The organism is Chryseobacterium gleum (assembly GCF_900636535.1).
Taxonomy (GTDB): Bacteria; Bacteroidota; Bacteroidia; order Flavobacteriales; family Weeksellaceae; genus Chryseobacterium; species Chryseobacterium gleum.
In genome coordinates, this window is sequence record NZ_LR134289.1 from 1,311,590 (window position 1) to 1,322,138 (window position 10,549).

Consider the following 10,549-nt stretch of genomic DNA (forward strand, 5'->3'; position numbering starts at 1 on the left):
ATTAAATTTGAAATCCGCCACAGATAAACGAAATCCTGCGGTGCAAGTCAAAAAACTATTTCTGTTCACTATTTTTTTTGTAAAAGTTTTCTTTAATTCTAGCCAATTCATTTTTTTGTTCTTCCAATAGATCTTCTAAATCTTTGAACATATGATCAACTCTAGAAATATTATCATCCGACATTTTAAAATTATTTAAATCAACAACACCCATATTTTTATCAAAATCACTAAAAACTTCTAGCATCTCTAAGAAACTGATTTGCTCCCGAGTTAAAAACTCTTTATTCTCCTTCATCCATTCCTGATCTTTCAGCAGAATATCTTTATGCAGGTTAATTTGCACAACTTTACTAAAAATTTTTTCAGAATTATTTTTTACAAGATCAACAAATTGTGTCCATTCATTATCTCTTGGCATTGCGTTATATTCCAACCAACGAGGTATAATGATAGGTTCTTTATCCTCCTGTAAGATTTTCAATATCTCCAAAACCGGTTTTAAATCTTCCAAAGGTTGTTTGATTGGGAGATCATCTCTGTTAGACCATAACTTAAGAATAACATCACAGCATTCGGTCATTAATTGTTTTTTTTCGCTTTCAGATTCAGCAGCATTGATTCCGGAGATAAGTTCTGCTATATAGTGGGACATCCATCTAGCAAGTGTATTACTAGAATATTCAAGGTTTAGTTCCTTAATGAGCTTCTCACCCAATTTTATAATTGACTCCTCTGAGTGTTTTGACTGTTCCATCTGCTTTTATTAGGTAAAGTTTTATTTGATATCTGTTATCGCTGTCTCTATTTCTGTAGTGCCTCTCTTCGAGTTGTCTTTCGATCATACATCTTAAGATTAGATCCTTTTTTTCCTGTTTTAAAAATTCAACTAAAAAATTCTTCGATATTTTTAAAATACTGCCAGAAGATTCAACACCTGTATTATATTTTCTATTTCTCGGTTCATCGTTAGAAACCTCATTCCAGTTTTCGAAGACACTTATCAATGAATTTTTTGCATAACCCATTTTATAGTATTCATCATAAGTTACGTCATACTTTTTTTGCAAGCCATCTTCCAAAACAAAAGAACCTTGTTGATTACGGTTAAAAAGTTCATCCTGTGAATCAAGACCTTCGTATTCCGATTTAAATTCTTCTATCCATCCTTTCAAAAGGAAATCTTTTTCATCTGTTGCTTCATCATCATCTTCATCTTTAGCAAGAGGAAAATAATAATCGTAGCTATCTTTTGTCGTATGCAAAGCCCTCAATAAAGCATCTGATTTATCTGGAGAGACCAGATTTGATATAATACTTACTGACTCTTGATTAGCTCCCATATACATTGTAATACCACCATATACATAGAGAAAAGGATCGGCTTGATCCAAAAAGCCTACTCCCGAATCAAAATCATCTTCTTGGATCTGATCACGCCAAATCAAATCAAATTTGTTTTCGCCTTTCTTCCAGTATTTCTTTTTTAGTGGAAGCGGATCTCTTAAATCCGATAGCCAGAAGTTATCAAAAGCATTAGCTTCAGATTTTAACCAATCCTCCCAATCCTCCTTACCATCTAAATAATCAGTTTTAACGAATGGCTCATTTTCCAACAAAAAATTAGCGGCGCAGTACATAGCGTGATATTGCCAATAAATAGAAATATCTTCGACTTCCGGGTTGCTTCCGTGGTCATTTCTTGTAAGATGCCAATCTCCATTATAAAGCTGGCTTCCTATAAAATCATCTTCGTTAGGATTGCCAACGTACCCCCATTCTTCAGCAATAATTTTGTCTGCAACGTCTGCTACATCATATTCCGACAAGTTGAAAGGATCTCCAACCTTGTCATACCAATACGGCAATGTATCCAAACTACTAAATTTAAAAAGCCAACTATCGGAATCACTCCGTGCAAATTTTCGTTGCTTTCGGGCGTATTTTTTTTCCTCAACCATTTCAAATTTAGAATTATTCATTTGCAGAATAAAATTTAGCTCTTCATCTGTAAATACAGAGTTATCAAATGAATAAAGGTTAAGGCAACTTTTCTTAATATAATGCCTGATCAGGACATGAGGGAGGTTATTACTTAATAATTCCTGATAGAAAACATCTTTCAAATGCAAAAGTTTCTTTGGGTTCTCTTTTGATATTCTGTCTAAAGCAATCCACAAATATAATTTAGAAGACATCCAGTAAAACATATAGTTTTTCTCTTGGAAAGGAAGACAATTTTTTTCATTTTGTTTTTTAAGAAGTATATCAAATATACCTGTACTACCCAAGTTTACCATTTTCCGTAATGAATGGATAGCCCGCCAACGTAGACGCTTATCAGGATGACCAAGAATAAACCTCATCATATCTGCAACATTTTCAATACAGTCACTCGAAGGTCTTAATTCTTCACTCCAAAGACCGTCAGCTATATCAGGTTGAATTGGTAAGTTCCATCTTTTGATTATCCACTCTAATAATTCTTCGTTTTTATCTTTGGTGAGAGTATTCTTGATAAGCTCAAAAGAACTGTAAATAGATTCATCCGAAAGAAGATCAATTTTCTTAGGCAAAATTTTTCTGATAGTAATTTCCAAGATAATATCATCTACGCAGAATAGTTTTGCTAAGCTTTTGATAGAAAATATGCTCAAAGCACTCCCATAGTCAAGCTGATGGAGTCTGCTTATCAATACTTTTTCAAAGTTATCTTTCTTCCAATTTTTTATATCTGGATAAAATTCCCACTCTTCAAAAGCTTTTTCTAATATGTTTTCCAGAGTATGATATTCCAATAAATCACTGCTAACATCCACAAGGGCATTAAGGAAAAACACTTGATCCTCAACCTCACAGTTTTCAATTATATCTTCGAAAAAATTATTAATAACTGATCTACTGTTAAAACTTTCACCGCTGACTATGATATGATCAAGAACTCTTTCTAATGCTTTAACAGATGTAAAATCCAATGAAGCGAGATCAATATTATGATGTTTTTTTTCGTTATCAATATATTTTGATTCCGAATCTTCAGGTTTAGTTTCTAAAGAATCTATAAAATCAACATATTCTTTTATCTCCTTCACTAAATTATCATCAATGAGTTGGCGTGACTTTATCTGATCATATATTTCCTTTGAATAATGCTTATCTTTTTGCAGTTTTAAATCTCGGAACTCAGATTTTATAAATCTATTCTTTATATCAGTTTTTCCACTATTATTAATTCCTGAGATAATCATCTTGTATAATTCTTCCAGATTTCGCCAGTTATAATTTGTCTTAAGATTGATCAGCGACGCTGCCGTAATGTGGTCGATATATCCTACTTCCATTGCTTTTTTAAGCACTGTAATTATTGGACGTCCTAACTTTAGAACGTTTCGATGATGCCAACGGCACATGATCGGAAACATTGAAGATTTATCAATGTTTCCAATTCCCATTAAACCTTCAGCATAAGGAAAATGTTTTTTATCGTAATTTCCTAATTTAATATCGCAATATTCAATAAACTTAGCAAAATCATATGCCATCTTTGGATTATCATTAACAATGCCTATCTGTGACAATTCAAAAAGACATCTTATTTGTGCGAAAGCTTCAGTATCAATTTCCGAAACAGATTTAATTGCTTTTTCAAAAAAATCTTTACTTAGAGTATTATTAATCTTGCTGCTAAGCAGTAAACACTGTAGATAGTTCTCTGTAGATTCATTAGCAGAAACATGAGATTCCTGAATAATTTCTTTTGCCTCATGTAAAAGTTTGAATGATAACTTTAAATATCTTTTGTTTAAGATGATTACTTTTAAAACCTCGAACCTAAGTTTCAACTTTTCGGCCTGCTTGTCAAAGCTATCGATAATTAACTGCATCAACTCACCTTTATCATCAAAATGATTACAGGTTTTTGCGAGCTTAACCGCCAAAAATATAAATCGGGAATTTGCCCAATAACCAAATTGGTGTTTAAAATCATAATCATTTTGAATATCGCTGCAAATCTTTCGAAATCGTTCCGTAAGCTCAGTCTCTTCAAAACGGTGAGTTAAAAAATCGGAATGCAGCTGATAAACTGGAACAGCATATTTAAGAAAAGCTACAAACTCTCTCTTATCTCTTTCAATTATTTTACGTTGGTCATAATCTTTAATTTTATCAATGTTTCTAAAATTAGAAGGATAGTAATCTTCTAGTTTTTTGTCTGCATTCTGGAGTGATGACATAAGACAGTCCTTTTTGAGAAAAATTTCCATCAATCTTGGTTCATCCTCGAAACGGCTGTCATTAAAGAAAGGTACTTTACCGAGAGGTTTTGAATCAATTCGATTGAGACAATCAATGATTAAAACACTATCAACTCTGTAATAGCTTAAAATTCCGCAAAACTCTACAGCAAACTCATAAAATAATTGACTGAACTCCTTTTTCTTATGAGAAAATACTCTTAATAGGTCTTTAGCAAGCTGAGTCAAATCAAAACTGATTGGCAACTTATATTGAAACAGTTTACAAGATATATATATCTTTTCGTCAATTCTAAATTTATCATATTTCAACCACTCTGAAATCTCAGTTTCACTCGAATTGCTGACAATATTCTCGATAAGATGTTTACCTGCACTAATTTTCGACTCAACAGGACTCCATCTATTGAAGCGTTCCAACATTCTTCTGACTCCGTATAATTTCAAAAAAGCCTCAGCTTCAAATGCTATATCAAGACTTGATATGGGATAATGCCGTAGCTCTTCGTCATTTTTTGTTTTTCTCCAAACAAGCCATTCATTAGCAGTCTTAAGATGCTTGATGGCTATTTCTCTATTTTCGGGTTTACGGGAATTAATGCCAGCAAGTTTTAGATGAAAAGCTCCAGCCCAAGAGCGTTCTTCACTTTTCATTTGAAGCCTTGTCAAAGAATTTTGATCACCAAATCTCAAAACCAAATCCGGATATTTAATAAGAAGATTGGTCAGACCTTTATCTGTTTTAGATTCTTCGGCGGCTATAAATAATAATTTAAAATAATTGATATCATTCTCATGTTCAACACTGGCATTAAGAGCAAGTTTCGTACGGTTGATATAAACTTCCCTATTGCGTATCGGGTCTGTAGGGAAGTCTAAAAATTTTCTATCTAGAACAATATCAATCAATTCATTCTTCAAACCCGATGAGTATAAGATTGCTCCAAGATTTGTAGAAGCGTATTCATCTTTAGTTGAATTGGATAAAAACAAATTTGCAATATCCTGATGTTCTTCCAGACTGAAAGGATATGTCTGTCTTACATAATTCTCGAAATCTTCATCCCTGAAATAAAAATGGTTATTTTCAAGAACAAGTCCATTCCAAATGTCAGATGCTAAATCTTGAAGCAAAGCAATTTGAACATTCATAATTTCTGAAATGTAATTAATTGGCACCGGTCTTGGCAGCATTATGAGTAACTTAAAAAACTCATCGACAAGAGCTCTATTATCCTCTCCAAGCTTAACTATAGCATCTTCGATTTTATCGAGTATCAAATTATCAACAAGCTTACCGTTGGGTTTAAGATAATTAATTACCTCTTTTATTCCCTGATTTCGTAGGGACATTGAATAAAACTGTACTCTTGGAATACCATTGGTAAATTGATGAAATTCTAAAATTTCTCTTTTCGTAATATTTTTAAAATTGATTTTTGCAAATTGAGTTGTTTCCTCCAATGAAAATGGTTGTAGTTCATACTCCAAATGTTTTTTAATCGGGAGTTTGAGAGAATCTTTTCGGTACGTACGAGAGGTTACCACAATATGACAACCCTCTGGAATTTCCATATTGACAAGATCTTGGACAAAGCTTCTTTCTCCAAACGATTCTGCCGCTGTTACACTATTATCAGCAGCATCAATAATGAGCAGTAAATAAGCGTTAGCATCTCTGCTTTTTAAAATTTCAACGCCTGCTCTAATCCTCTTTTTTAGTTCATTCAAATAAACATCATCAGATTCATTTTGTACTAGCAAAAACTCAGTTCCTAATGACTTGGCAAGCTCATTAGCCAACTGTACAATAGCATTTCTATGTAAATGTCTTTTATCTTCCGGATTCTGATATTTACCTGCACCATAACAATCAAAGAGAATAGATTGGCAATAGTCGGGAACAGCATTTTTTATCTGATGAACAATGGTTGACTTACCAATTCCTGCACCACCGTGTAAACAGATGGGTAGGTAAGAAACATTGGAATCAATAACATTTACAATATCCTTCAGTTGTTCTCTTTCAACAGTACGTATATTTTTTTCGAAATTTTGAGAAACAGGAAAAAGATTTTCAAGCGCACTAAATCCAAAACTTGCAATCACATCAGTAACGCCTAAGGTGCGGTCATCCTCACTTTCAGGCATCATCTTATTCCAGACCAGCTGAAATAATGAATTGAACTGTCCTTTAGACTTTATGCTATTTTTTGAAATGGAATTTATCAATTCAAGTTTTAGTAGCTGTCTTGAATTTGATCCACAATCATTAAAATCCAGCAATCTCACAAAATCCGTAAACTCTGTAAGATTAAGACTAGAAGCCTTATGCAGTTTTCCGAAAGCATCTTTATTTAAGTCTGGAATTTCGGAAAAAACCTTGTTGAAACTTAAGGCTCTTTGATTAGTCTTTAAAAATTCCTGAACTTTAAGAATCTGATTGAGATGGGATTGATTAACATTTCTGTTACTGACAAGTTTGATCTTTATTTTTTGCAGAACTTTTTCCCTTCCAAACTCATCCACAAATTTTTTAAAAATATTAGCTAAACGCAGAACGATTGATCCATGAAAAGATTTACTCTTTTTTCCTTCATAAAGTTTGGAAAAAGTAAAATTTTCATCAGCCCTTCTGGTACTGTATTTTAATTGAGATATAAGTATAGAATTGGCGCTGTCGAAATCCTTTCCGCCAAAATATTCCGTTAAATCAATCCCTAAGAACATTTCTCCGGTAGGATCAAGTTTTTTCGAGAGATTTTTCTCAAAACCTTCAATAGTTAAAGCCTTTAGCCCTTGTTTATCAAAGTTTAGTAATTCCAGAGATTTTTTGATTGTCCACAAAATATGAAAATCATCCCCGGCGCTTGATAAATCGGCATCGGGAATAAACCTTTTATTAACCATTTAACTAATAATTTGTATAGCTAATTTACTTAAAATTATTTGTCAAATTTTATTTAAGTAACCGCAAATTTTCCTATTCCAAAAAAAAAATAGTAAATCAAATGAGTCTTTAAGAGTCCCTCGATTAAAGAAATTTAAATGAGTAGACATTTCAGCTTTGAACTTTTCTTCTGATTGTATTCCAAAGTCTGTAAACGGAAGAGGTAAGTTGATCTAATCTTTAACATAATTGGATACCCACAAGTTTTTTCACGTTTTTCTGGGCTTGCAAAAGTTAACCAATGGATGTTATCTTGCTTAAACAAATACAGTATAGATTAATGTTTATGAATTTAAAGGTAAGACGAGCCAAGGAATTACTCTTGAGTTTATCATAAAGAATAATCAACTTAAAACTGTATACCTTATCGTTTAGTTATTTTAAGAACAAAATAGCTTGTCATTTTCCAAATTTTACTTAATTTTAAATAAAGCAATATTTTTTTATAAAGCATCATTTAGAAACATAAATTATAATGAAAAACTATTACGCATCCGAAGAACTTGCTCAGATTTTACTAAATAATGGATTCGTAGACATCACTGATAAGAAATTCCCGCTGCACTTTAAGCAAATAAAAGAAAATGGCTATGACCCTGAAAAAGCTAAACGAGCATTTAGGATAAATACTAAAGATCTGATTCTTTTCGATTATATCACAGTTAAATTTGTCCACAAAGGAAATGGTTGTAGTGCAACAAATATGAGAAAAGAAATATCTGAAAATGAATTGAAATCAGCCATTGCATTTTTTTAAACTTCCTTATCAAACCAGAAATGCTATAATGCGATCAGGTGTTGCAATTCCTACATTACATCAGGATTACAGATATATTCAAGAAAATCCATCCTACAATAATCCCAGAAATAAACATATTGTTAAAGCTTTTGAAGAAGTTAAAATTAAATGAATGAATTTTTTTAGAAAAATTATATTTTTTCTAAAATCCATCTTATTAAAAATTCATTTGCAATCAAAATATAATTCTCTGCTTCTTGTTTAGATTTTGTCTGTCCAGGGTGAGCCGCAGAATTCCTCTGAATTCTTAAGCGCTCAAGCAGATTAATTTTTAAATTATTTGCATTATTAAATATTGTAGATAAATGTTGTCTCAAATTATTAAGTTCAGAAGGATTGCAACTCACACGACGTGTTCTACCTGATTTAAATTTTTCTAGCGAACCCTGCATTTTTGCCAATGTCAAGCCGGGTATTCTCAGTGGAGAAAACAAAATCTGCAGCTCATTCTCGATTGCTCTTCCATACTGGATAATAACAGGCGAGAAATCACTATTTAAATCTGTCGTAGCAAGCAAAAGTTCAGCAGAAGATAGGTATTTAACAGTGGTACTATTTAATTTATGGATATCAAAATTGTTAGAAATAATTCCCTCATAAACCGAGATATCTAACTTATTAACATACTCATCAATTCGCAATTCAAGATCATTGATTCTTTCATCATCTTGGACACTTTTTTCTTTCAAATTATTAAAATCATTAACAAATTGAATATTCAGGAGACTATGTTCTAAACTGGTTGTTTCATCAAAAAAACCACTATCAAATACATTATAATCGATACTGCCGTCATCAGAGATACTTAAAGATGACATTTGTTCGATATTAGTATTAGACTTCGCTTTATTCCTAAGATAAAATAATTTTACTCTTTTGCCTTTAAGCTTCTTTGCAGCTACTAAATTCTGAAAATTACGAATAAGATATTCACTGTGAGTTTCGATTATTAATTGGATATTAAATTTGTCATTGGCCTCTAAAAACATTTCTGCAAGAAGTGACTGCCACTTAGGGTGCAGATTAGCTTCCGGTTCTTCGATAAGAAGCAAACTTGGAAGATAATAAATCTCCATATGATAACCATATTCATTATCAGGAACCTCTTTTTCCCTTCTATTTCGTTTTGCCTGCACACAAATTTGAATTAATATCAAAATCAATTGTTTAATACCATACCCAAAATCAACTAGCTCACGATGACTTCCATCAAAATTAGTAACTGAAATAGAGATTAATTGAAGCTTTACCTGAAAATCAATGCTAATATTTAATCCTATTTCGAATTTTTTTAAATACTTTTCCATGAAAGGAAAACTTGATTCAAATGCATGGTAATCTTTAAGTAAATTTATAAATGGAGAGTTACTAGATGCAGAATAAACTCTAGCATTCTTTTCTTTTACCGCTGAAAGATAGTTAACCGTTAAAATCCTTTGCTGCAAAAGATCCCAAGCACTTTTAAAACAATTTTCAATTACATTATATTGAAGATTATTTTTATCTGTTTCTATCCAAAATACTTTCTGCTTGATGATATTAACAGAAGCCAGATAAAGAATTTCTTCTACTGTTGGAGGTGGAGTAAAATCATCTACTTCAAAATCACTCTCTCTGATTACTGCCCTATCACTAACAATATTATCTTGCAATCCATCAACAAATATAGTCCAAGAACTTAGATTAATATTGTCTTTAAAGGATTTAATGAGTACGGACGGAACAAATGGAACATGTTCTTTAGATGCGATACCATCCATATCCTCCAACCACTCTACACTATTGTCATTATCTTCATAAATTTTATAGAATCTGTATACGTTTTTTAATTCTTTCTTAAGCTTTCCAAAGTTAATAGTCCATTCGACAAATCCTTGAAGCTGGTTATAAGGTAGAATTGGTACATATTGTGAAAAAATAACATCTTCAGAATTTTTCTTATAAGCTTCGAATTTTTTTTCGTTTTCTTCTTTTTCTTTTTTGTACTCAATATCATCTATCGCTAAATCATTGTCAGTAGCTTTTTTATATGCAAAAGAAAACAAAAGTGATTCATCTTCATTATCAAGTACCTTGATTTCTCTTAATTTTGCTTTATATTTTTGATTAGATTGTACATCAAAAGATAATGAAACAAACAAATTAGTCAATCCTAAAAATGTAAAAGGAAGAGAAATTTGCATTCTATTATTCTTACTATTGTGCAAAACATTGTCAAAATCTCCTAATAAATGTTCTTGTAAACTCAAATCAAGATCAAACACTGATTGCCCTTCTTTAATACTATCTCTTAAAAGCTGAAGGAATTTAATAATTGAGCTTTTGCCTGAATTATTTGCTCCAGTTAGTATGTTTATAGAAGACATTTCCTCCTGAAATCCTTCTACATCATCAAATATTCTAAAGTTTTTAAGACCAAGAACGTCTATTAATCTCATTATTAGTTTTTTATTATAATTTCTTTTTAAAGTAAAAGACTTTCCCTGAGTCTTAACTGCATGATCAACGATGAAAATAGCTAATTAAAAATTCACTTAAAAAATG

General features: G+C 31.7%; 4 protein-coding genes. 1 reads left to right on the forward strand and 3 read right to left on the reverse strand.

Going from position 1 to position 10,549, the window contains the following annotated elements; genetic code table 11:
* Positions 1 to 55: 55 nt before the first annotated feature.
* Together EL165_RS05960 and EL165_RS05965 are read right to left on the reverse strand one after the other, a co-directional pair.
* Positions 56 to 757 carry a hypothetical protein gene (locus tag EL165_RS05960; protein ID WP_002978689.1) on the reverse strand — a complete coding sequence of 234 codons (702 nt, stop codon included), beginning with the start codon at positions 755 to 757 and terminating at the stop codon, positions 56 to 58.
* A complete protein-coding gene (locus EL165_RS05965) occupies positions 711 to 7,166 on the reverse strand; it encodes an NACHT domain-containing protein (RefSeq protein ID WP_002978688.1) in 6,456 nt (2,151 codons plus the stop codon). The genes EL165_RS05960 and EL165_RS05965 overlap by 47 nt, the downstream gene beginning before the upstream one ends.
* Before the next feature lie 515 nt (positions 7,167 to 7,681).
* Here EL165_RS05965 and EL165_RS05970 point away from each other — a divergent pair.
* On the forward strand, positions 7,682 to 7,963 hold the full coding sequence (locus EL165_RS05970; RefSeq protein ID WP_002978687.1) for a hypothetical protein: 282 nt from the start codon (positions 7,682 to 7,684) through the stop codon (positions 7,961 to 7,963).
* Between the two features lie 173 nt (positions 7,964 to 8,136).
* On the opposite strand, the gene EL165_RS05975 is transcribed toward EL165_RS05970, so the two are convergent.
* Complete coding sequence (locus tag EL165_RS05975) at positions 8,137 to 10,443, reverse strand: AAA family ATPase (protein ID WP_002978685.1); 2,307 nt, start codon at positions 10,441 to 10,443, stop codon at positions 8,137 to 8,139.
* Positions 10,444 to 10,549: the final 106 nt, after the last annotated feature.